This window comes from Nocardia sp. BMG51109, assembly GCF_000526215.1.
Taxonomy (GTDB): Bacteria; Actinomycetota; Actinomycetes; order Mycobacteriales; family Mycobacteriaceae; genus Nocardia.
On record NZ_JAFQ01000004.1, the window covers coordinates 3,363,756 to 3,384,911 of the forward strand.

The following is a 21,156-nucleotide window of genomic DNA, read 5'->3' on the forward strand; positions in this document are numbered from 1 at the left end:
TGAGACCTGGTCAGACGATTCCTCTCGGTACTGCACGATATCGACGATCAACGTGAACGGGGTGCGCGCGGCGACCGGCAAGACGGGCCGCGGGATGCTCGAGTGGCTGGCGACGACAGACGCCGACATCATCTGCCTGCAGGAGACCCGGGCAACCGACGAGCAGACGCACAAGGCGCTGGCGCCCGCGCTGGCCGACGGCTGGCACCTGGCGCACGCGGAGCCGGGGCGCAAGGGCCGGGCCGGGGTGGGGATCCTGTCCCGCCGCGAGCCGCGGGCGGCCCGGATCGGCTTCGGGAGCACCGAGTTCGACGGCATGGGCCGCTACGTCGAGGTCGAATTCGACGGGCTCACCGTCGCGAGCGTGTATGTGCACACCGGCGAGGCCGACACGCCGATGCAGGACGAGAAGTACCGGTTCCTGGGCGAGCTGGGTGCCCATCTGAAGGCACAGACCGGCGACTTCGTGATCTGCGGCGACTGGAATGTCGCGCACACCGAACTCGACATCAAGAACTGGAAGGGCAACGTCAAGAACTCCGGCTTCCTGCCCGGCGAGCGCGCCTGGATCGACGAGGTGCTGGCCGCCGGATACGTGGACGTGGTCCGCGAGCTGCATCCGGGCGTGCCCGGACCGTACAGCTGGTGGTCCTACCGCGGCCGGGCCTTCGACAACGATGCCGGCTGGCGCATCGACTACCACCTGGCCCGCGGCGAGGTGGCCGGCCGGGCGAAACAGGCCGTGGTGGAGCGCGCCCCGGAGTACGCGCTGCGCTGGTCGGATCACGCCCCGGTGACGGTGCGGTACCGATGAACCTGTCCGACAAGCGAATGCGCACCCTGCTGGTGCTCGCCGGTCTGGTGGTCACCGTGGTGGTCGCGGGCGTGCTCGCGCTGCGCGGCGGCACCGACGCCGGGTCCGGCGCGAACTCGGTCGCCGCGAGCGCCACTGCGAAGGCGGGCGCTGCCGCAGCCGCCGTCACCAGCCGTGCGCCCGGCGTTCCCGACGGTGCGTACCGGACGCTGGCCGAGATCGATGCCGGCCGCTGGCCCGACTCGGCCGGCGCTCCCGGCACCAAAGGCGGTGACCAGTGGATGAATCGCGAGGGAACACTGTCGAAGAAGGACTCCTCCGGCAAGGCCATCACCTACAAGGAATGGGACGTGAATCCGAAGAAGCGTGGCCAGACCCGCGACGCCGAACGGATCGTCACCGGTAGTGACGGCTCGGCCTACTACACGGGAGACCACTACAAGACCTTCACGAGGATGCGGTGATGACCACGCCGATAACGTTGTCGCAGTTCCTGTCCGGCGCCGGCGGCAAGTCGCACGAGACCACCACCACCGGCCCGGTACTCGGCGCGATTCCGGTGCCTGACGGTGATTTCAGCGGTGTTCGCTTCCGGGCCCCCGGCGGCTACCTGGTGCGGGAGCTGCGGGGCGCCAAGATGCGCACCACCGAGGGTGTTTTCGACGAGTTCGCGGCGGCGTTCCAGTTCCCGTACTACTTCGGGGAAAATAAGGACGCCTTCGACGAATGCCTGCGCGACCTGGCGGATTTCGTCGGGTCGGCACCGGGATACGCTGTGCTGATCCGGGATTCGGATCAGCTGCTGGCCGAGGAGCCCGGCCAGCGGGACTGGTTCGCCGAGGCCATGCGCGACGCCGCCGCGCACCGGGCATCGCACGGCGGCGTGTTCCGAGTCGTGCTACAGGGCAGTCCCACCCTCGAAGCCGCGCCCCTCACGATGTGACCGGTGGCCCGGGCTGGGCACTGTGCACCGGTGTCGATCGGCTCGGTGTGCACTGTGACCATGCGGCCCGATGTCGAGCCGGAATGGGTGATCCGGTTGCTGTGAGATTGGTCTATCACTCGCGGAACCGCCGTAGTGGCGGCGGCGCGGGCGGACCATGAACGCGTGAGACTCACCGTAGCTCTCGACCCCGACGTGGCCCAGCTGCTCGCGACCGTCGTTCGCGCACAGGGTCGGCCGAAGGCGCGCATCGTCAACGACGCGCTACGCCGGGCCCTGGCCGAATCGACCGGCCGGGCGGCTCCCGAACCGCGGTCCGAGCTGTTCCCGGACCCGGAGCTGCGGAGGGAGGCCGCCGAACACTCCGATGAGATGGCGATCAATATCGCGCTGCACCGCTATTTCGGCCTGCCGCCCCGGCTGTACGTCGTGCCGAACGACGAGTGACACCGCGTCCTGCCGTGTGCGTAGTCGCGGATGCGGCGAGAAGCGGTGCGGCCCGGCCGGATTCAGCGCAGGCGTCCGGCGAGGTCCTCGCCGAGCAGGACGAAGACGTCGGTGGTGTGCTCGATCAGCTCGTCGCGCGTCATGGCGAGATCGCCGTGCAGCCAGCTGGTCAGGGTCTGGGCGAGTCCGCCGACGAGGTAGGTGGCCCGGAAGTCGATCGCCGGATCCGGGTCGGGAGTCGAGAGCCCGTAGAAGTCGATGCCCTCGGTGGCAACGAGTTTCGCGAACGAGCGAATGGTATCGAGGGTGCGCGCGCGGAGTTCGGGGGTTGCGGTGCCGACGATCGACGTCACCCGGGCCTTGCGCGGATCGTCGGTGAGCACGTGGATGCCCGCCGCGATGGCCGCCCGCGCCGTGCCGCGGGTGTCGGCGGGTGCCGCCTGTAGCCCCGCCACGATGGCGACGGCCAGCTCCTCCGCGATGCCGTCGAACAGCGCCGTCAGCACGGCGTCGCGGCCGTCGAACTGTTCGTAGTAGTAGCGCTCGTTCAGCCCCGCCCGCGTGCACAGCCCGGCGACGGTGAGCTTCTCCGAGCCCTGATTACCGATGATCTCCAGCGCTGCGTCGAGTAGCGCGGCCCGGCGCTGGGCGCGCCGCTCCGCCGCGGAGAGCCCGCCGTATGTCCGCTGCGCTGCCACGCCCCGATTGTGTCACGGTGCGCGCCGTCGGCCCGTGGCGCTCGAAGGTCGCGGTTGGTGCAGCGATCGTCGATTCTGGTGGTACCTCTTGCCAGATTGTGGATTCTGGTGGATCCTATTGCCAGAATCTCTACCAGGAGGCGACGATGCCCGACACCGGCTATTTCTCCGACGATTCGATGATTCGGCGCGTCATGCGCAAGCGGGCGGTCGGCCTCACCTACGGCCAGCGCGCGCTGGTGATCGGCGCGGTCCACCCGCTGCTCTACGTGGGGACCGCCGAGAACACCGAGCACCGGACCACGCCCTACACCCGGCTCGCGCTCACCGGCCGGCTGTTCGAGGCGGTGTTCCTGGGCAGCAGGGACGAGGCCGACCGGGCACTGGCCTTCACCCGCAAGAAGCACGTCCGGGTGCGCGGCGAGCTGCCGGAGGACGCCGGGGCGCACTATCCCGCCGGGAGCGGGTACTCCGCGATGGACCCGCACCTGATGTTCATGACCATGGCGTTCACTTTCGACTCCGCCGAGGTGATGCACGATCTGCTGGTCCGCAGGCTCGCCACCGCCGAGCGGGAGGACCTGTACCAGGACTACGTGCGCTGGGGCGAACTGTTCGGCATGCCGCGCGACGCCGCCCCGGCCGACTACCCCGCTTTCCGCCGCTATTTCGACGGCTACCTGGCCTCCGGCGACCTGCACCTGACCGACGAGGCGCAGCTGGTCGGCTCCTACCTGGCCGGCAAGCAGGTGCCGTACCCGATGCCGATGCCGCTGCACCAGGTGACCTCGAGCGTCTTCCTGCTGATCCAGGGCAGCCTCCCGGCCCGAATTCGAGAGATGTACGGAATCCGCTGGGGCACCAGGGAGGAACTCACCTTCCGGGCCGTCGCCCGGGGAGTTCGGACCGCGCACATCAAGCCGCCGCTCACGCCGGGCCCGCTGCGCAACACGCTCGCCGGTCCCAGCGCCCCCGTTTACCGGATGCTCACCCGCCGCGAACACGAACTCGTGAACTCCGGCCGCCCGAGCATGCCCGGCGTCGACCCGCGCACCCACGCCCAACGCGCCGCCGGATAGCCGGGCACCGGGTCGGGCCTCGCTCAGTCCGCGCTGACGCCGGTCCGTCCGTTCTCGACGTGGCCGGTGATTCGGCGACGGAACTCCGGTTCCTCGGCGGCGGTGACTTCCACGTCGTACCAACCGTTTTCGGTGCTCCAGTCGACGACGCGGGTGGCTCCGGCGGCCAGGTCGACATCCTCCCGGACCTGGCCGTAACGCAGCGGACCGAGCGACAGTGTGACGCTCTGCCGCCCCCGGTTGGCCAGCGCGATCCGCACCCGAGACCCCGACGGCGCCGTGCCGACCTCGATACCGGCGGCCGCACCGCCCGTGCTCCCGCGCATCTCGTACCAGAACCGATTCGGCCCCTGCACCACCAGATCGTAAGTGCCGCCGACGCCGAATGTTTCGGCCGATTCGCCGCGCACATCGCGATGCCGCGGATCCTCCGACACCCCGCCGAACGGATAGATGGCGAAATGCGCCGATGCCGCACCGCTGTTGGCCAGCCGGACGGTCAGCGTCGATCCGGACACCGCCCCCGACACCGACGGCTGATACGGCAGCGGCCGCGCGGGCCGCGATCCCGGCTCCTGCTCCGGCAGCGCCGGCGCATTCGGCGGCACCGGCTTCCACCGGCCGATGGGTTTCGGAACATCGTGGGGCCTGCTCAATTTCGGCGGTTCACCGGCGCTCGTGAAGTCGAACACCGACCGCATATCCCCGCACACGGTGCGCCGCCAGTCGCTGATATTCGGCTCGCGCACCCCCGTCACCAGCTCCAGGAAGCGAAGCACCGACGTGTGATCGAAGACCTCGGAATTCACGTATCCGCCGATGGTCCACGGCGATACCACCGTCATCGGCACCCGCGGCCCCAGTCCGATCGCCTTGCCGTCGTACCAATCGTCACCCGCGCCGCCGCCGGGCCGCGGCGGCACCGGCGACGGCACGTGGTCGAAGTATCCGTCGTTCTCGTCGAAATTGAGGAAAATCGCTGTCTTGGACCAGGTTTCGAGGTCGGACGCCACGAGGTCGAGCAACCGGTAGATCAGGTTCGCGCTACCCAGCGGCGTCGACACCGACGGATGCTCGCTGTAGGCCGCCGGCGGCACCAGCCAGCTCACCGCGGGCAGTGTCCCGGCCTCGATATCGGCGCCCAGCCGCCGCAGCAGGGTGTCCGGCTCGCTGCGATACATCCCCCGATCGAACAAACCGCGCTCGTGCGCGTCCAGCCTCGCCCGCGCCGCCTCGAACTGCGCCAGCAGGCGCTGACGTTCCTCCGGTGTCTTGTTCGGCAGCGCCTCGTAGAACTTCTCCGTCGTCGGATGGTTCCCCTCGACCTGGGCCAGCACCTTGCCGCCGATCCGCTTGAACGGCGCGAAATACTCGACCGGATTGTCGGTGAAGTTGTCCCACTCCTGATAGATCTGCCACGAAACTCCGGCGGCCTCCAGGCGTTCCGGATAGGTCGTCCAGTCGTAGCCGGGATGCCCGGCGTCGTAGGCGGCATTGTCCACGGCGCGCTTGCCGCCGGGCTCGTATCCGGTGGTGCCGGTGAAGAAGTAGTTGCGATTCGGATTGGTCCCGCCGAACAGCGAGCAGTGGTAGGCGTCGCACAGCGTGAAGGTGTCGGCCAGCTCGTACTGCAGCGGCAGGTCCCGGCGCTCGTAATAGGTCATGGTCGCCGCGGTCTTCGCCGGGATCCAGCCGTCCCACCAGCCCTGCGCCCAGGCCGCAGTGCTGCCGGGCCAGTCGTGGTCGAGACTGTCCAGGTACTGGATGTCGCTGTCGGGGCGCCCGGCCCGCGCCGCCGCCTCCCGCAGCGAGAACGGCGAGACCGCGCCGGTCAGCCCGCCGGCCCGCTCGAGGGCCTTCATCAGCGGCGAACCGTCCGTCGCCGGCTGCCGGAAGACCGACGAGCCGTTGCGCAGCCGCAGCGGCGTGGAATCGGAGAATCCCCGGACACCCCGCAGCGTCCCGAAGTAGTGGTCGAACGAGCGATTCTCCTGCATCACCAGGATGACGTGCTCGACGGCCCGCGGTCCGCCGGGACGCATCGGCGCGGCCATGGCCCGATGCAACGCGGGCGGCAGCAGGGACAGGGTGGCCGAACCGGCCGCCAGCGTGACCGCCGAGCCGATCAGCTGCCGCCGGGAGATGCCGGACATGTCCGTAGTGAAGCAGCGACACGCGGACGCTGGGTAATCGCGACACGATCGGGGAGTGAATTCATCCTTGCCGTTCCCGCGCGCGCAAGCACCCTTTTCACCGCTGTCTCGACCCGTATCAGTCATTTGCTACAACTTTGCCACGGACGTTCCGGTAGCGCCGATAAATCGCCTCGCGCGGCATGGGAAGATCGGAGACATGTCGAGTCCCGCAACACCCGGTGAGCGCAAGCAGCGCGTGCTGTCCGGCATCCAGCCGACCAGCGATTCCTTCCACCTCGGCAACTATCTTGGCGCGCTGCAATATTGGGTGACGCTGCAGGACGACTACGACGCCCTGTACTTCATCCCCGACATGCACGCGATCACCGTCCAGTACGACCCGAAGCAGCTGCGCCACCGCACCAGGGCGGCCGCCGCGCAGCTGCTGGCGCTGGGCATCGACCCGAAGCGCTCGACCCTGTTCGTGCAGAGCCAGGTGCCCGAGCATGCCGAGCTGACCTGGGTACTCAGCTGCCTGACCGGCTTCGGCGAGGCCGGCCGGATGACTCAGTTCAAGGACAAGTCGGCCAAGCAGGGCGCGGACAACGCGACCGTCGGCCTGTTCACCTATCCGGTGCTGATGGCCGCCGACATCCTGCTCTACCGGCCGCATCAGGTCCCGGTCGGCGAGGATCAGCGCCAGCACCTGGAGCTGACCCGCAACCTGGCGCAGCGGTTCAACGGCCGCTACAAGAAGACGTTCGTGGTGCCCGAGGCGCATATCGTCTCCGGCACCGCGAAGATCTACGACCTGCAGGATCCCACCGCGAAGATGAGCAAGTCGGCCGCCACCGACACCGGCCTGCTCAGCCTGCTCGACGATCCGAAGGTCTCGGCGAAGAAGATCCGCTCGGCCGTCACCGACACCGAGCGCGAGATCCGCTACGACCCGGAGGTCAAGCCGGGCGTGAGCAATCTGCTGGTAATTCTCTCCGCGCTCTCCGACACGCCCATCGTGACGCTCGAGCGGGACTATGCCGGCAAGGGATACGGCGACCTCAAAGGCGATGTGGCCGACGCACTGGTCGAATTTGTCACCCCGCTGCAGTCGAAGGTGCGAGAGTATCTGGACGACCAGAGCGAGCTCGATCGTATTCTCGGTGCCGGTGCCGAGCGGGCTCGGGAAATCGCCGGCAACACCCTCGCGCAGGTGTACGACCGGGTGGGGTTCCTGCCTCGCTGACGTCCACCTCGCGGGGCTGCGTGCGATAGCCGCCCGCGTGGACCGGCGTGGTAGCCCACGTCCCGGCCCTGTCGCGCGGGTGGCCGACGGCTTTCGGGAGGACGGGTGTTCGGCAAGGTCAAGGCGCGAATCGAAGGCGAAGTGCAGGCGCGGCCCTGGCTGGACCACCTCATCCGGGCCGGCGGGCGGTACCAGCGTCAACGCGGCGACTACTTCGCGGCCGGTATCACGTATTTCACTGTGCTGTCGCTGTTTCCACTGCTCATGGTGGGTTTCGCGATCGCCGGATTCGTGCTGTCGCGCAATCCGGATCTGCTGAACGAGATTCAGCAGAAGATCGTGGACAAGATTCCGGGATCCTTCGGCGGGCAGGTGACCGACCTGATCGATCAGGCGATCAAGTCGCGGGGCGGCGTCGGCGTGCTGGGCCTGGTCGGCGCGCTGTACGCCGGGCTGGGCTGGATGGCCAACCTGCGGGCCGCGCTCACCGAGCAGTGGGAACAGAAAGTGCCGGACGGCAATTGGGTCGGCAGCAAGGTGTCGGATCTGCTCGCCCTGCTCGGACTGGGTGTGGCGATGGGGGTTTCGCTGGGCCTGTCGGCCCTGGCGGGCGGCGGCCTGGGCCGCAGCGTCCTGAAATCCGTCAACCTCGATACCGCGCCCGGAGCAGGGACGCTGCTCACCGTCTTGTCGCTGGTACTGGCGGTGTTGTCGTCGTGGGCGGTGTTCGTCTGGATCATCGCCCGATTGCCGCGGCAGCCGGTGACTTTCGTGAGCGCGACGAAGGCGGCCCTGCTCGCCGCGATCGTTTTCGAACTCTGGAAGCAGATCGCCAGCATCTATCTGAAATCGGTGCTGACCAGCCCGGCCGGCGTCGCCTTCGGCCCGATCATCGGCCTGATGGTGTTCGCCTACATCACCGCCCGCATCATCCTGTTCGCCACGGCGTGGGCGGCGACCGCGAGGGAGAACGAGCCGGAGGCCGAAATCGCCCCGCCCCCACCGGCGATCATCACGCCGCGGGTCACCGCGGGGATGTCGGCGATGGCGGGGGCGGCGATGTTCGGTGCCGGGGCGGTCGCGGGGGCGCTGGTCGGTCTGTGCCGACGACGGTGAAAGCTCCTCCGTCCTCGGCGAACTCGCGTTGTCGTGTCGATCGTGCACCATGGTCGCTGTGAGCTGGTAGGCCCGCTGGGTACGCCGACGATGGGGTAGGCCGCACCGTACGGCGTCGGAACCGTCACCGGTTCCCGTCAACGAGCCTCGGGGTCGAGTGCCAGCACCGAGCGGCCACCGTCGACGGGCAGGGTGGCGCCGTTGACGAAGCCGCCGTCCGCGGACAGCAGGAATTCGACAGCGGCGGCGATCTCGTCGCCGGTCGCGACCCGGCCCAGCGGGTGCAGCGTGGCCATGTCACGTTCGACGGCCGCCGCGGCGTCCTTGCTCAGGCCGGACAGGTATTCCTCGTACCGTTCCGTGGCGACCGAGCCGGGCGCGACGGCGTTCACCCGGATTCCGTTCCGCCCGTACTCGACTGCCAATGCCCTGGTGAGTCCCTCGATCGCCGCCTTGGCCGTGCTGTAGGGCAGCGCTCCCGGTACGGCCCGGCGCGCCTGGTGCGAGCTGATGTTCACGATCGAGCCACCGGTGCCCGCGGCCAGGAATCGCCGGACGGCGGTGCCACACCCGACCACGGCGGGCCGCAAATGCGCGGTGATGAGATCCAGAACCTCGTCTGCGCCGTCGGAATCCAATGCGGCATCACGGAATACGGCGGCATTGTTCACCCACCCGGCGAACGTCCCGGCCTCCTGAGCGCGATCGGCGGCCTGCTCGGTGGTGGGTTCGGACGCGGCGTCTCCCACCACCGCCGTGATTCGCCCCGCTGCCCAAGCCAGCGCCCCGACATCGCGTTCCACCACCACAACCGCGTGCCGATGTGTCAGTAGCCGTTCCACGATGGCGCGGCCGATACCTCTCCCGCCGCCGGTGACCACGTAGGACTGTGTCATCGAACCCATGGTAGACAACGGAATTCAGAGCAAGGCGCGGCCCGGATTCAGGACCGTAAGGGCGCGTTCCGGGTCAGGCAAGCATGTCGTCGAGTGTGGTTGCGGTCAGTATCCGGGTCGACCACGCGCGGACCTGGGCTTGGTCGGCGGATCGGACGTGCTGAACGGCGGCGGCGGGCAGCGGCCCGAATTTCACGGTCATCTGCTCGAGCAGCGCTTCCGCGCGACCGCGTGCCTCTCCACGCGCTTCGATGATTGCTTCCGTGGTCACGATCGCCTCCTTCGCACGCGGGCCGAGCCGCTCGAATACGGTGCCGCATTCTCACTCCGTCCCAGCACTTTCCGCGCGTACGCGTCGTGCGGGCCGGAAGCCTCCCCCTTCATGACCGTGACGCTACACCCCGCCACCGACAGCCGGACTCGCGGTCAGCTCCGGTCCGGGTGCGGGACCGCATGGATGGCGCCCGAAATCCGCTGTTGCAGTATCGAATAGAGTCCGGGCAGCGGATCGGGTCGGAGCTGCTGACGGTTCGGAACGTGGCAGCCGCAGGTAGGTTGGATACGGTTGATCTCGGTGGGTACGACGTTGCCTGTGAATAGGGTGCCGATACCTCCTGGCGGAGCTGTTGTGAAGGGGTACGGGAGGATACGGTGATGACGCAGTCGGATCTCGCCGGGCGAACGTATGTGGTCACCGGTTCCGCTTCCGGCATAGGCGCGTCGACCGCCGCCCTGCTTCGAGAGCGCGGCGCCCAGGTCGTCGGTTGTGATCTCGCCGATGCTGAAGTGAACGCCGACCTTTCCACGCCCGAGGGCCGCCGGTCCCTGGTCGAGCAGGTGAGTGGGTACGGGACGATCGACGCGGTGCTGGCCGTCGCCGGTGGCGGCGCGACCGGCCTGCTGGAAACGAACTACTTCGGCGCGGTCGCGACGTTGCAGGGGCTGCGCCCGCTGCTGGCGCGGAGCCCGGCGCCGCGCGCGGTGGCGGTGTCGTCCACCTCCTCGCTGGAACCGGCGGACGAACGCATCGTGCGGGCATGCCTCGACGGCGACGAGGCCGCGGCCGTCGCCTACCTCGCGGCCGACCCGTCCGCCGGGGGCGCGACCGGCGGATACGGCATCGCGAAACGCGCCTTGAACCGCTGGGTGCGCACAGCGGCCCCGACCGCCGAGTGGGCCGGCTCCGGCATCGCCCTCAACATCGTCGCCCCGGGCGTAGTCGACACCCCGGCAGCGGCCTGGATCCTCGCCGACGACGAGACCCGCAAGGCCGTCGAAACCGCTGCGCCCCAACCGTTCGGCGGATTCCCCGGCCGCCCGGAATGGGTCGCCGAACTTCTGTGCTGGCTGGCAGGCCCGGACAACCGGTTCGTGACCGGCCAGGTCATCTTCGCTGACGGAGGTTCGGAAGCAGCGGTCGTCGGCGACCGCCGTTGGCGGTGACACTCACGGACCGTTGCCGCTGCCCATGGTCGGTTTTGCGGTTGTTGTCGCAGGCGGCCAGCTCTGTGGTTCGATATTCGCCGGTTTCTCCGTGATGTCCTGGTCCCAGTCGAATTCCGGATCGGGCGGGCCCCAGCGGGCGGGGGCTTCGAAAACGATTCGCTCGGAGCCGAAGTCGGCGTTCGCGAAGGTGGCCGGACCGTTGAACCTCGCCCCGATGAACCCGGCAGGACCGTTGAACACAGCCTCGGAGAACTGCGCCTCGACGAACGCGGCCTGGTCGAATTCGGCGTGGCCGCTGAACGTCGTCTTGCCGAATCCGGCGGCATCGCTGAACGTCACGTTCCGGAATCCGCTGTGGCCGTTGAACGTCGCACCGCGGAACACCGCGCCACGATGGAAGGTTGCGTGGTCGAACCTGGCGTGTCCGTTGAATGTCGCCCGGTAGAATTCCGCACCGTTGAACGTTGCCCAGTGGAACCGAGCGTGGCCGTTGAACGTCACCCGGTAGAACCCGGCGTCATCCTTGAACGCTGCTTCTTGGAACTTGGCGCCGTCGTTGAATACGGTCTCGTCGAATCGGACTGGGCCGTGGAAGACCGCGCCATCGAAGCCGACATGGCCATTGAACGTTGTCCCCTCGAATCCGGCGGGGCCGTGGAAGGTCGTCCTTTCGAATCCTGCGGGGCCGTCGAATGTGGCCGTGTCGAACCGGGCGAGGCCGGAAAACACAGCGCCACGGAATGCGACCTCCTCCAGGTGCGCGGTGCGAAAGTCGAAATTGCTTGTCGACCAGCTGTATTCGGCCTCGGGTTGGAGGTGGTCCGCGATGACCCGGACGATGGTTCGCCGCACCTCGCGGTCGTTCTGCCGGTACTCGACATGCTCCTCGGTTTCGCCGCCGCCCTCGCGAGGGGTGGTGGTCACGAGTTTGGCGCGCCCGCTGCTGCCGTGGCCGGGGTCGTAGGGCAGGCGCAGGTAGCCGCAGAGGACGTCGATACATTGCTGCCGGCGTGAGCCCTCGGAATCGTCGGCGGCGGTTGCCATCGCGTACACCCCCGCGATCCGGACCGCGACATCGGCCGTGCCGAGCTGTCCCGCTGCCGCGCCGAAACGTTCGACGAACCGGCCCTGCTCGATATCCCGTTGGCGGCGGTAGGCGATCACCAGCGCGACGATCCCGCCGACACCGGCGACGATCGTCAATGCCACCCGGGTGATATCGATCGGCGCCGCCTTAGCCTCGCTGGCAGGCAGAACCGCGCGCAGGATCCCGTACGCCGCGATGGCGACGGCGAGCCCCGCGCCGAGCGCGAAACCGACGGCGGAGAACAGCCTGACCCGGCCCACGCTGCGCCCGATCGTCCTGTAGCGCTTACTGACTCCCGCGCGCACAGCGGTCGTCGGCCGCGTTTCCGTTCCGGTAGCGCGACTCGTCCTGCCCAGCATCGCTCGATTGTGACCGATGCCCACCGCCATGGCGGGTCGAAGCGACTGACCGCGGTTCTCGTGGCCGACGAACGGTAGCCCAGACCACAGGGGTCTACGGTCAATTGTCCCAGGCTTTCTCGGACGTTGCCGCGCGCCGGTTCGAGTGCCTCGCCGGCGAGTTGCGTAATGAGTGCACCGAGATCGGCACCGTACGGTGTGACCGTCTGGTCGATTCCACGGATTCGAGCGAGCCATCCGCTCGGACATGCACAGAGACTCCGTACCGTGTAGCAGTCGCGGTATCGGTCAGCAGGGCGCGCTGAACGCTCTCCAGCCCAAGTAAGGCCAATCCCGCCTAGAACAAATGTCAACTCGAGGAGTCGGTGAATCCGGTGCAAGTTCGGAGTCGCAGTAGGTGGGTAGCGATGGGTGCGGCCGTAACTGCCGCGGTCACCGTCATGACGGTGCCGGGATGTGCGTTCGTCTTCAATCGCGTGGAAGTCGTCGAGGACGACTCGGCGGTGGACGCGGCATTCCAGCGAGTGCTGGACTCACGGGCGCCGGCCCGCCTGGGCGATGTGATCACCCAGGCCGGTTTGCCGTTCGGCTCCTGGGATCGGATGTATACGTTCAGTTCGATGGTCGAAAGTGACGAGATCAATGACAAGCTCGGCACCGACGCGTATTGGACTGGCCTTCCCGGAAATTCGGATGGGTCCGTACAGGTCTTCGTGAACGGCAACGAAGCTGTCGGCGCCTACTATGACACTGTGCCAGGGCACGGTGTGCTTGGCGACGATGCGTACGCCACGCCGGACTCGGCGGCGACGCCGACGAGCGAAGTGGAGATCGATCAGGTGACCCAGCAGCCGACGACGTTCTGGTACATCGAGATCGAAGAGTTCAGCTGAGTGGAGGAGTAACTCCGACCCACCGTCATGGCGGGCCGACCCGTCCGTGAGGAACCGGTGAATCGAGTGCGTGTTCGCAATCGCGATAGGTGGTAGCCATGGGTACGGCAGTGGCCGCCGCTGTCAGTATCTATTCGTGTAGCGAATCCCGTTGTGCCATGTGCTCGATCTCGCGACGGATCGTTTCCTGGGAGCAGGGCTGGATGTGGAAGTCGTTGTACTGCTGGCGGTAGACGTAGCGGCCGTCGCCCTCGACGTCGAACCAGCTGAGGTATTGCGGTGGCAGGGGGCGGGGGTTCTGGAGGCCGCACAGGACCTCGATGTGGCCCGAGCCCGTGCGCGGGGCGTGCAGCAGGCGTCGCATCCGGTCGGTGATGGTTTCCTTTGTGCCGGTCCAGGATTCGAGGCTGGTCCTGATCTGGTCGAAGCCCTCGACCAGCGCCGGGTGGCGCCCGGCCGGAACGTCGCCGAGCACAGCCGCGAACACTTTGGGCACGATCGCGGGGGAGCCGACCTCGATCACGACATTGCCCCCGAATTCGTCGGTGACACCGGGGCGTTGCACCATGGTGACGCCGACCGTGGTGTCGACGGCGCCGAAGGCCCGCACCGGGCGCCTACGCTTGCCCGTAATCACCAGCGACACAGCAGGATTCGATGCCACTCGGAGAACCGCGGCCAGATCCGGATCAGGCCCCGGCGAAAGCCGCGCGCTCAACTCCTGTTTCAGCTTCGCGTACTCGTCCTGCCAGCGCACCGCCGAGATCAGTTTGAGCGGATACGGATACCGATCCTGCCCCGTCTCGTTCCAGACGTACATGAACTCATCCGGCGTGAACTCCCACTTCACCCCCGGCGGCCCTCATTATCCGGATTCACCTGCGCCGCAGGAATATCCGAGCCGATCGCCTGGGGAACGGCCGGGTCGATGTGCCCCAGCAGCTCCTCCTCGCGGTCGATGACGAGATAGTCGGGCGTCTTGTGCTCCCGCTCATCCTCTTCACCCCTACGCGCACCGGGCCCCATGCCGGGCATTCCACCCATTCCGGGCATGCCGGATCTACCCGCACTACCACCGGAAGCGGCTGCGGCAGCGGGGTTTCCGGAACCTGGTGCTCCGGGAAGCTTGCCTCCGGGACCACCTTTGCTTCCCCCCATGCCTCCCGTGCCGCCGCCCGCCGCGCCGGACCCGCCGCGGCCCGCACCGCCCCCGCTGCCACCGGGACCACCACCGAAACCGGCCGGCGTGGTGGCCGTACCCGCGCCCGCCGGGCCGGTGCCGGTACCCGGCTGGCCGGAAGACGTCGGCTGATTACCTTGGCCACCAAGCGGATTCGATGAGTCACCAGCCGTGCTGGCCGCTTCCGTCGCCGCCGGTTCGTCCCCGGTACCAGGTTGCCCAGCGGGACCTTCAGGTGTGCCATCCTGCCCGCCGGAGCCGCCTGTGCCGCCCGGGCCACCGGGACCACCGGTTCCGGCCGTCCAGCCGCCGCTGTCGTTGCCGGGGCCGCCGGGTGCTTCGACGGGGATGAAGGTGGGGACGTTGTCGCCGGCGGGACGGTAGATCGGGTCGTAGTTCTGCCGCATGGCATCTATAGCGAGCCGATGCTGTTCCTCTTCGTCGCGTCCCGCTCCTATGGCAGCAGCAGGTGATGCACCACCGGTCAGTATCGGGAACAAACCGTTGACATCGGCCGGAATGGTGCCGGTGGGGGTTGGGGCGGGAGTCGCCGGCGGCGGGACCGACCGTTTGACGGTCTCGGCACCGTAACCAACCGAATCGATGCGAACACCGACGTTCCGGATCACATTCTGCACGCCGGTAGCCTGTTTGACGAACTTCTGGGCGGCGTCGCGCCCTGCATCGGCGAACTGACCTTGAAAGCCTTCGGACAAGGCTTTCTGGATGGACAAGTTCAGTCCGAAAAGCGCACCGCTCAGCCCGCTGGCGATATCGTTCCACTTCTTGGCATGGCCGAGCATGAGGTCCGGCCTCATCTCCTGCACCTTGGTGTGAATATCCGCGTGGGACATTGTTTCCCAGTGTTCGAGGTCCGCGATGTATGCGGGATCCGTCCCCGGGTGCGTGATGTCCTTCTGCGTCAGCTCGACGCCATGCTGAGTCTGTCTCGCTTGGTCGCGATTCCGCAGGAATTCAGGGTCCTGACCGGTCACCAGGCCGCCGAAGCGGTAGGGATCGAAGGGTTCGTCCTCGGCACCCATGATCAGTTGTCCTTACCGATGGAGGGCTCGATCGCCGTGGCGATGTCGAGAAGGTTGTCGCAGGGCTTGATGCCCTGTACGCCGCCGTCGATGGTCAAGGTCGACAAGATGTCGACGAAGCCGACCTTCGTTCTCATGTGGATCTCGCATCCACGTTTGACACCCGGGTCGTGAACCCACAGCGCCTCCCTGCCATTGACGTTGGTCGGCTCACTCCAACCGCCGTTCTTCTGCAGATCCTCGTCCCAGGTCACGTTGCCGGACATCACTGTCAGGTAGCGGGTGTCTGTCTTGAATTTGCAGATCAGGAAGGTCTGTTCAGCGATTTGATCGTCACCACGTTGGCGGGTGTTCGGATCGATACCGGCTTTCGAAACTGCGTCGTCGGGAATCCAGGTGCAGGGATCGAAGACGACATTCGGCCGGCCCGAGTTCTTGCTGTACGGGGGCGGAGGCTGTAGCGACGAAGCTGTCAGCGTCGGCCGCCCTGGCTGGGCGTTGGAACTCGTCGGTGCGTTCGCCGCCGGTGACTCAGCTGTCGTATCGGAAGACTGATCGTTACCTGACGAGCAGCCAGTGGCCAAAACGGCTGTGGCCGCGATCGTCGCCAAGCACGCGCTTTGCAGCAGTCTTCTCATGACTCGAGCCCTGCTCCTGCGGCGAAGATTGCTCGTTTGTTCATGGCGTCTGCCTCCTCGAAAAGATTGCCTGCCTGCAGGTACGCAGCGGCCATCCGAAACGCGGCTTCCTGCAGCCCGGATAGCGCTTCGTGCAAAGCTTGTCCTTTGCGGCCGAATCCGTCCTGGAGTTCACCTGCAGACTTGAATCCGCCAAACCCGTCCAAGGCGCGGAGTGTGTTGGCGTTGTCGACCATGGTGGACAGAGAGTCGCCGAACCGCTGAAAGATCTCAGCGCACTTGCGTGCCGCACCCTCCTCCATCTTGAATGTCCCCGCGCTGGCGTCCTGCCAGAGCCCGTTCGCTGTCGACTGCCCCACATCCATCGACAGGCCCTCCCTTCGCGCTTGTCCGCCTACCTTACTGGACGCACTGTCGACGCTCCTGGTTCCCCCGACATCCGGATTTGGTAGCCGGATGCGGCGAAAGATGCAACACTTCCTGGGATTATGCGGTGATCGCATGAGAATCCGCGTTGGCGGGGTCGGGGGATGTAGCTCGGTGGTGTGCTGGCGGGGTCCAACCAAACCTGGAGGGAGACGGGCATGTCGGAGTGCGGATCCACGCTGCCGCGGAGGCAACTCGGTCGGTACCTGCGCAATGGGCGGGAGGAGTGCGGGCTCACGTTGCAGCAAGCCGCTGCGCTCATCAATCGCAGCGCGAGTACCTTGCAGCGGATCGAGAAGGGGATGGTGGCCAACCTGCGGGAGGAGGATCTGGAAGCGCTGTGCAAGATCTACGAGTTCGATGAGCATCAGACGGCAGCGATGAAAGTTCTTGCAGCCCAAGGCAATATCCTCAACTGGTGGTCCGAGTACGGGGACTTGATCCCCGGGAACTTCGACTTCTATGTCGGCTTGGAAGCTGCCGCACACAGTGTGGCGACATACCAATCCGAGCTGATCCCAGGACTGCTTCAGATTCCTGCCTACGCAAGTGCGCTGATACACGCCGTCTATCCCGATGAGCTCCCGGAGGAGCACCAACGCCGTGTTCGGTTGCGCATGCGACGTCAGATCAGGATTACGCGTAAGGCGCAGCCGATCTACCTCGACGTCGTCCTGCGCGAGTCCGCCGTGCGCGGCCTGGTGGGTGGCCCACGAGTAATGGCCGCCCAACTCAAACATCTCGCTGACATCGGTACGCGTCCGAATGTCAACGTGCGGGTGCTGCCGTTCTGCGCTGGACTCCCGTTGGGAGTCGCTGTAGGTCCATTCGTCCTTCTCGAGTTCGGAAACGACGCCAAGGGAGAGGAGAACGAGCCGCCGGTCGTCTATGTGGAGCAGTTCGCTGGTGACTTGTATCTGGAGAAAGGCGGGGTCGTACAGCGGTACCATCGGGCCTACGAGAGCATCCGCAACCAGGCCCTGGATGAGGTTGCCAGCCGAAATATGCTTCGGCAGTTAGCGAAGGAGTATGCGTGAGCTTCGATCCGGTCGGTGTCGAGTGGTTCAAGAGCAGCTATAGCGGTGGGGACAAGGAGTGTGTCGAGGTTGCATTCCTGCCCGACAACCTTGTCGGCGTGCGTGATTCGAAGGCGCGCTCCGGCCCTGCTCTGGTATTCGGCGCTGCCGAGTGGTCGGCCTTCACCGCGGCGGCTTCCCGGGGCGACTTCGACGGCTGACCTGCGATGACGTGGCAGGCGTCCGGCCTGGCAACGGAGACCTTTACGTTGCGTACCCGTTCAGGTGATCGACCTCTTCGAGGCGACTGGGTAAGTCGCGGCTGTCCTGGCCGTCTGCTCGCATCAGTGGCGCTGTCGGTCGCCTTCCTGATGACAGGCACCGGGTGCGGTTACGTGTTCGGCGATCGCGTGGAAGTGGTTCGCGACGATTCCGCGGTGGATGGCGCGTGGGAGCGCATCAGGGAGTCCCGGCAGCCTGCGCGCCTCGGCGATGTAATAGCCGGGACGAATCTACCGCTCGATGCGTGGGACCGGATGTACCGGTTTCGGGCGTCGAGGGACGGTGGTGAGTTGAACGACGTCCTCGGGACGAATGTCCGATGGGGCGATCTGCCAGGCGGATCCGATGGGTACGTACAGGTTTTCCTGTACGAAGGCAGTGTCGTCCATGCGTTCGTCGATGATGTTCCGTCATCGGGTGTCAGCGACGGGCACTACGCCACACCGGACTCGATGGTGACACCGGTGCAGCGGGAACGCGGAATGCCGACGGGGCCGGGGACCGAAGTCTATTGGGGGCTGGAGATCACCGAGGCCGGCTGAAGCTCGAACACGGCGTCCTCGCCGCGCACAGTGGGCCGGTTCCTCATACCCTTGCAACGCACCGGTGGATGTACCGCCGCGCAGCCGACCACGATGTCAGAACACTGGAGATCATGCCCGAGCCCTATTTCTCCCCGGAGCAACTCGACGAAACCGGAAGTCCCGCTTGGATAAACGCGCTCGGCGGCGAGGAATACGATCCGAATCACCTGATTCATGTCGTCCGTGATCTCGAACCGGCGGACGCGCTGGAGGTGCTGGGCGTCGACCGGCAGGCGATCGGGCCGTGCGTCCTGCCCACCAGGAATCCCGATGATCGGACATCCCTGGCCCGGTTGGCCATCGCCCCGCTGAATCCCACCGTGGTACTCATTGCCGCCCGCATCGGTGATTGGACATTGATCTACGACGACCTCGGCGAGACCGGCTACCTCTGGCACCTCGAACAGCGTCCTCCGGTGGAGGCGGCCGAGGCGCTGTCCGCCAAGGGCACGGTGGCCGCTACCAGCAATGTCGCCATGACCGGGCACATCGGCTTCACCTACGCGGTCGACGGGAACATCCTGTTCTGGCGTTCCCACGACGAGTTCGATCCCGATCTCGACGACGCACCTGCGGAGGCGCGGGCGGCCACCGAGTCCGCCGGCACCATCGACGCCGAGTTCGACGACGGCGTCACCATGCGAACGATCTGCGCCCTCACCGGCCTACCCCGCACCTTGGCCGAACTCCGCGAAATCCCGCTGATGATCGCCCCCTACGATTCCCGCCCGCAACTGTTCCGATCCCCCGGCCTGCTGTTCGATACACCTTAGAAGGCAAGCCTTTCCGTCAGTCCCGGCACGAATCCGCGTTGCCCGCACCCATACTGGAGCTATGGTCGAGAATCCGATGCCGGGCGGTTTCGTCAACCGCGTTGTCCGGGTGGGGAACACCGTCCGTCGGGAACCGGGCGAGCGCGCCGAATTCGTCCGTCGGCTGCTACACCACTTCGAGGAGCAGGGGTGGGACGGTGCGCCCCGATTCCTCGGCACGGACGCACAGGGGAGGGACGTGTTCACCTATCTGGCGGGACACGTCGCGTATCGACCCACGGGGCCCGAGGTGAGTGAACCCGACACCCTCGTCCGCGTCGCGCGACTGGTCCGGCGTTTCCACGACCTGACCGCCGGAACACCCCTGGCCGGCGGTCAGGAGGTGGTCTGCCACAACGATTTGTCGCCGAAGAACACCGTCTACGACCTCGGCGGCCACACCGCGCGGCCGATCGCCTTCATCGACTGGGACCTCGCCGCGCCGGGTGTTCGCATCCACGACGTCGCCCACATGTGCTGGCAGTACCTGTATCTCGGCCCGGACGTGCGGGACGTCGGCGAGACCGCGACACGGATGCGGCTGCTGTGCGATGCGTACGGTCTGGACGATCGCAGCGCCGTCATCGACACGATCCTGTGGTGGCAGGACCGTTGCCGGCACGGAATCGAAGAGCGCGCCGCCGCCGGCTCCCCGGCGATGGTGGCCCTGCGCGACGCGGGCGTCCCCTGTGCGATCCGTGCCTCCTCCACCTGGATACGCGCCCACCGCCCGCTACTGCAATCCCACCTGACCTGACCCACTCCCGGGCGTCGCCGACGAGCGTGCACAGCGGGGCGGAGCCCCAAGGTGCGTGTCGCTGCCACGTTGCACACTCACGGGCTCTCCAGGGGGTGTCTGGTGGTGGAGGCGGTGCGGTTGCCGAAGCCGAAGGTGGTGACGAGGTCGTCGGCTATCTGGATGAGGGTGTCGCGGCCCTCGACCCTGGAGACCCAATCCATGGGCAGGGCGGGGAGGCCGTGGACGGCGCCCAGGAGGTTGCCGGTGACCGCGCCGGTGGAGTCGGAGTCGCCGGAATGGTTCACCGACAGCAGGAGTGCGGTGCGCACGTCGCCGGTCCGGGCCGCGATCAATGCGCAGTACACCGCGACGGCCAGGCACTCCTCGGCGATCCAGCCCTGGCCGACCTGCGCGACCTGTTCGGGTGTCGCCGGATGCTCGGCCAGGTCGACCGCGCGCGCGAGTGCCGCTGTCGCCGTTTTCGAAGCGGGAAAGGATGATAGCTGGGATATGGTCTGCTGCACCGCTATCGATAGCTCGGTACCGCTCACCACCCGGTCGATCAGTGCCGCGAACGCGCCGGCGGCGAGGTATCCGGTCGGATGGCCGTGCGTGAGTTGCGCGGCCCGTGCGGCCGTGCTGAAGGCCCACTCGGGGCCCGCGCCGATCAACCCGAACGGTGCGGATCGCATGACCGTGCCGCACCCCTTCGAGTCGTGATTGACCTGTCCCTTCTCGCCGAGCGGACGCGGCGCGACATATCCGACGGCCTGCTGGTTCAGTCCGGTCATGCACGCGTTCCCCGGCGCCCGCACCGCGTACAGGAAGGGCAGGCTCGTCAGCCACCCATCGGCCGGCGGCCTCGACTCGTCCTCCCGCTGCGTCTGCAACCAGCGCAGATACGCCCGCCGCAGCGCCGGTACCGGATCGGCGCCCGGCGCGCAGCGCAGCAGCCCTTCCGCGGTGAACAGGGTCATCTGGGTGTCATCGGTGATCTGCTGCGGCGCGGTCTCATCGTGTTGCGGGAGAAAGCCCGTCACGCCCGACTCCCCGTAACGCTCCCGAATCTGCCCGATCTGCAGGAATTCGATGGGCCATCCGAGCGCATCGCCCACCGCGCCGCCGAGCAGCGAACCGCGCACCCGATCGAAGACCATTGTGTAATCCACCACGGAATACAAACTTACGCAACCGACTTGACGGTACGCAGCGCCGTGGCACCGAATCACAGCCGGGTCGCCGATAGGGAGACGGATACTACGGCGCGGATGTCGAACACA

24 protein-coding genes are annotated in these 21,156 nt (G+C 67.0%); 14 read left to right on the forward strand and 10 right to left on the reverse strand.

From position 1 onward, the window contains the following. Positions 1 to 94: 94 nt before the first annotated feature. The 4 genes from D892_RS0116715 (at position 95) to D892_RS0116735 (ending at position 2,204) form a co-directional block, all read left to right on the forward strand. The gene (locus D892_RS0116715) at positions 95 to 814 is read left to right on the forward strand and encodes an exodeoxyribonuclease III (protein ID WP_232236349.1); all 720 of its coding nucleotides are present in this window, start codon (positions 95 to 97) and stop codon (positions 812 to 814) included. Then, positions 811 to 1,278 (forward strand): ribonuclease domain-containing protein, encoded by a 468-nt coding sequence (locus D892_RS0116720; protein ID WP_024802342.1) that lies wholly within the window; start codon positions 811 to 813, stop codon positions 1,276 to 1,278. The genes D892_RS0116715 and D892_RS0116720 overlap by 4 nt, the downstream gene beginning before the upstream one ends. After that, positions 1,278 to 1,757, forward strand: a complete 480-nt coding sequence (locus tag D892_RS0116725) for a barstar family protein (RefSeq protein WP_024802343.1) — start codon at positions 1,278 to 1,280, stop codon at positions 1,755 to 1,757. Before D892_RS0116720 ends, D892_RS0116725 begins: the two co-directional genes overlap by 1 nt. Before the next feature lie 165 nt (positions 1,758 to 1,922). Further along, on the forward strand, positions 1,923 to 2,204 hold the full coding sequence (locus D892_RS0116735; RefSeq protein WP_156959539.1) for a hypothetical protein: 282 nt from the start codon (positions 1,923 to 1,925) through the stop codon (positions 2,202 to 2,204). Between the two features lie 62 nt (positions 2,205 to 2,266). Here the strand turns inward: D892_RS0116735 and D892_RS0116740 are convergent, their stop codons facing one another. Continuing rightward, positions 2,267 to 2,902 carry a TetR/AcrR family transcriptional regulator gene (locus tag D892_RS0116740; protein ID WP_024802345.1) on the reverse strand — a complete coding sequence of 212 codons (636 nt, stop codon included), beginning with the start codon at positions 2,900 to 2,902 and terminating at the stop codon, positions 2,267 to 2,269. A 146-nt stretch (positions 2,903 to 3,048) separates the two neighbouring features. Here D892_RS0116740 and D892_RS0116745 point away from each other — a divergent pair, with 146 nt between their 5' ends. Then, a complete protein-coding gene (locus D892_RS0116745) occupies positions 3,049 to 3,981 on the forward strand; it encodes an oxygenase MpaB family protein (RefSeq protein WP_024802346.1) in 933 nt (310 codons plus the stop codon). Positions 3,982 to 4,004: 23 nt separating this feature from the next. Here the strand turns inward: D892_RS0116745 and D892_RS0116750 are convergent, their stop codons facing one another. After that, positions 4,005 to 6,134, reverse strand: coding sequence for a phosphocholine-specific phospholipase C (locus D892_RS0116750; protein ID WP_024802347.1), 2,130 nt, complete (start codon positions 6,132 to 6,134; stop codon positions 4,005 to 4,007). A gap of 199 nt (positions 6,135 to 6,333) precedes the next feature. Here D892_RS0116750 and trpS point away from each other — a divergent pair, with 199 nt between their 5' ends. Together trpS and yhjD are read left to right on the forward strand one after the other, a co-directional pair. Beyond that, a complete protein-coding gene (gene trpS / locus D892_RS0116755; protein WP_024802348.1) occupies positions 6,334 to 7,359 on the forward strand; it encodes a tryptophan--tRNA ligase in 1,026 nt (341 codons plus the stop codon). A 105-nt stretch (positions 7,360 to 7,464) separates the two neighbouring features. Beyond that, on the forward strand, positions 7,465 to 8,475 hold the full coding sequence (gene yhjD / locus D892_RS0116760) for an inner membrane protein YhjD (protein WP_024802349.1): 1,011 nt from the start codon (positions 7,465 to 7,467) through the stop codon (positions 8,473 to 8,475). Positions 8,476 to 8,612: 137 nt separating this feature from the next. Here yhjD and D892_RS0116765 read toward each other — a convergent pair whose 3' ends face one another. Next, positions 8,613 to 9,371 carry an SDR family NAD(P)-dependent oxidoreductase gene (locus D892_RS0116765; RefSeq protein WP_024802350.1) on the reverse strand — a complete coding sequence of 253 codons (759 nt, stop codon included), beginning with the start codon at positions 9,369 to 9,371 and terminating at the stop codon, positions 8,613 to 8,615. A gap of 73 nt (positions 9,372 to 9,444) precedes the next feature. After that, positions 9,445 to 9,642, reverse strand: a complete 198-nt coding sequence (locus D892_RS0116770; RefSeq protein WP_024802351.1) for a hypothetical protein — start codon at positions 9,640 to 9,642, stop codon at positions 9,445 to 9,447. Between the two features lie 383 nt (positions 9,643 to 10,025). Between D892_RS0116770 and D892_RS0116775 the strand changes: the two genes are divergently transcribed. Then, the gene (locus D892_RS0116775; protein WP_036567133.1) at positions 10,026 to 10,814 is read left to right on the forward strand and encodes an SDR family oxidoreductase; all 789 of its coding nucleotides are present in this window, start codon (positions 10,026 to 10,028) and stop codon (positions 10,812 to 10,814) included. 3 nt (positions 10,815 to 10,817) lie between these two features. Here D892_RS0116775 and D892_RS41315 read toward each other — a convergent pair whose 3' ends face one another. Next, the gene (locus D892_RS41315; protein WP_084161575.1) at positions 10,818 to 12,263 is read right to left on the reverse strand and encodes a pentapeptide repeat-containing protein; all 1,446 of its coding nucleotides are present in this window, start codon (positions 12,261 to 12,263) and stop codon (positions 10,818 to 10,820) included. Between the two features lie 407 nt (positions 12,264 to 12,670). Between D892_RS41315 and D892_RS43735 the strand changes: the two genes are divergently transcribed. Continuing rightward, a complete protein-coding gene (locus D892_RS43735) occupies positions 12,671 to 13,156 on the forward strand; it encodes a hypothetical protein (protein WP_024802354.1) in 486 nt (161 codons plus the stop codon). Between the two features lie 130 nt (positions 13,157 to 13,286). Here D892_RS43735 and D892_RS0116790 read toward each other — a convergent pair whose 3' ends face one another. The 4 genes from D892_RS0116790 to D892_RS0116805 are packed head-to-tail and all read right to left on the reverse strand — an operon-like array spanning position 13,287 to position 16,382. Continuing rightward, entirely contained in the window at positions 13,287 to 14,006 is a 720-nt protein-coding gene (locus D892_RS0116790; protein ID WP_024802355.1) for an ESX secretion-associated protein EspG, read from the reverse strand. Beyond that, positions 14,003 to 15,379, reverse strand: a complete 1,377-nt coding sequence (locus D892_RS0116795) for a hypothetical protein (protein ID WP_024802356.1) — start codon at positions 15,377 to 15,379, stop codon at positions 14,003 to 14,005. The genes D892_RS0116790 and D892_RS0116795 overlap by 4 nt, the downstream gene beginning before the upstream one ends. Before the next feature lie 2 nt (positions 15,380 to 15,381). Continuing rightward, positions 15,382 to 16,017, reverse strand: coding sequence for a DUF3558 domain-containing protein (locus tag D892_RS45240; protein ID WP_084161096.1), 636 nt, complete (start codon positions 16,015 to 16,017; stop codon positions 15,382 to 15,384). Then, positions 16,014 to 16,382, reverse strand: a complete 369-nt coding sequence (locus tag D892_RS0116805) for a hypothetical protein (protein WP_156959540.1) — start codon at positions 16,380 to 16,382, stop codon at positions 16,014 to 16,016. Before D892_RS0116805 ends, D892_RS45240 begins: the two co-directional genes overlap by 4 nt. 219 nt (positions 16,383 to 16,601) lie before the next feature. On the opposite strand from D892_RS0116805, the gene D892_RS0116810 reads away from it, so the two are divergent. The 5 genes from D892_RS0116810 (at position 16,602) to D892_RS0116830 (ending at position 19,894) form a co-directional block, all read left to right on the forward strand. Further along, entirely contained in the window at positions 16,602 to 17,480 is an 879-nt protein-coding gene (locus tag D892_RS0116810; RefSeq protein WP_024802359.1) for a helix-turn-helix transcriptional regulator, read from the forward strand. Then, positions 17,477 to 17,680 (forward strand): DUF397 domain-containing protein, encoded by a 204-nt coding sequence (locus tag D892_RS0116815; protein ID WP_024802360.1) that lies wholly within the window; start codon positions 17,477 to 17,479, stop codon positions 17,678 to 17,680. The genes D892_RS0116810 and D892_RS0116815 overlap by 4 nt, the downstream gene beginning before the upstream one ends. Before the next feature lie 6 nt (positions 17,681 to 17,686). After that, complete coding sequence (locus D892_RS0116820) at positions 17,687 to 18,283, forward strand: hypothetical protein (RefSeq protein ID WP_156959541.1); 597 nt, start codon at positions 17,687 to 17,689, stop codon at positions 18,281 to 18,283. A gap of 113 nt (positions 18,284 to 18,396) precedes the next feature. Then, positions 18,397 to 19,098 (forward strand): hypothetical protein, encoded by a 702-nt coding sequence (locus D892_RS0116825; protein ID WP_156959542.1) that lies wholly within the window; start codon positions 18,397 to 18,399, stop codon positions 19,096 to 19,098. A 61-nt stretch (positions 19,099 to 19,159) separates the two neighbouring features. Next, positions 19,160 to 19,894 (forward strand): phosphotransferase, encoded by a 735-nt coding sequence (locus D892_RS0116830; protein WP_024802363.1) that lies wholly within the window; start codon positions 19,160 to 19,162, stop codon positions 19,892 to 19,894. 77 nt (positions 19,895 to 19,971) lie between these two features. On the opposite strand, the gene D892_RS0116835 is transcribed toward D892_RS0116830, so the two are convergent. Next, positions 19,972 to 21,048, reverse strand: a complete 1,077-nt coding sequence (locus tag D892_RS0116835) for an ADP-ribosylglycohydrolase family protein (protein ID WP_063629961.1) — start codon at positions 21,046 to 21,048, stop codon at positions 19,972 to 19,974. Positions 21,049 to 21,156: the final 108 nt, after the last annotated feature.

Coding starts and splice junctions, on each gene's coding strand:
- D892_RS0116715 (WP_232236349.1), top strand. CDS start 95: ATGCTCGAGTGGCTGGCGACGACAGACGCCGACATCATCTGCCTGCAG.
- D892_RS0116720 (WP_024802342.1), top strand. CDS start 811: ATGAACCTGTCCGACAAGCGAATGCGCACCCTGCTGGTGCTCGCCGGT.
- D892_RS0116725 (WP_024802343.1), top strand. CDS start 1,278: ATGACCACGCCGATAACGTTGTCGCAGTTCCTGTCCGGCGCCGGCGGC.
- D892_RS0116745 (WP_024802346.1), top strand. CDS start 3,049: ATGCCCGACACCGGCTATTTCTCCGACGATTCGATGATTCGGCGCGTC.
- D892_RS0116750 (WP_024802347.1), bottom strand. CDS start 6,134: ATGTCCGGCATCTCCCGGCGGCAGCTGATCGGCTCGGCGGTCACGCTG.
- trpS (WP_024802348.1), top strand. CDS start 6,334: ATGTCGAGTCCCGCAACACCCGGTGAGCGCAAGCAGCGCGTGCTGTCC.
- D892_RS0116765 (WP_024802350.1), bottom strand. CDS start 9,371: ATGACACAGTCCTACGTGGTCACCGGCGGCGGGAGAGGTATCGGCCGC.
- D892_RS0116775 (WP_036567133.1), top strand. CDS start 10,026: ATGACGCAGTCGGATCTCGCCGGGCGAACGTATGTGGTCACCGGTTCC.
- D892_RS41315 (WP_084161575.1), bottom strand. CDS start 12,263: ATGCTGGGCAGGACGAGTCGCGCTACCGGAACGGAAACGCGGCCGACG.
- D892_RS43735 (WP_024802354.1), top strand. CDS start 12,671: ATGGGTGCGGCCGTAACTGCCGCGGTCACCGTCATGACGGTGCCGGGA.
- D892_RS0116795 (WP_024802356.1), bottom strand. CDS start 15,379: ATGGGTGCCGAGGACGAACCCTTCGATCCCTACCGCTTCGGCGGCCTG.
- D892_RS45240 (WP_084161096.1), bottom strand. CDS start 16,017: ATGAGAAGACTGCTGCAAAGCGCGTGCTTGGCGACGATCGCGGCCACA.
- D892_RS0116805 (WP_156959540.1), bottom strand. CDS start 16,382: ATGGATGTGGGGCAGTCGACAGCGAACGGGCTCTGGCAGGACGCCAGC.
- D892_RS0116810 (WP_024802359.1), top strand. CDS start 16,602: ATGTCGGAGTGCGGATCCACGCTGCCGCGGAGGCAACTCGGTCGGTAC.
- D892_RS0116820 (WP_156959541.1), top strand. CDS start 17,687: ATGACGTGGCAGGCGTCCGGCCTGGCAACGGAGACCTTTACGTTGCGT.
- D892_RS0116825 (WP_156959542.1), top strand. CDS start 18,397: ATGCCCGAGCCCTATTTCTCCCCGGAGCAACTCGACGAAACCGGAAGT.
- D892_RS0116830 (WP_024802363.1), top strand. CDS start 19,160: ATGGTCGAGAATCCGATGCCGGGCGGTTTCGTCAACCGCGTTGTCCGG.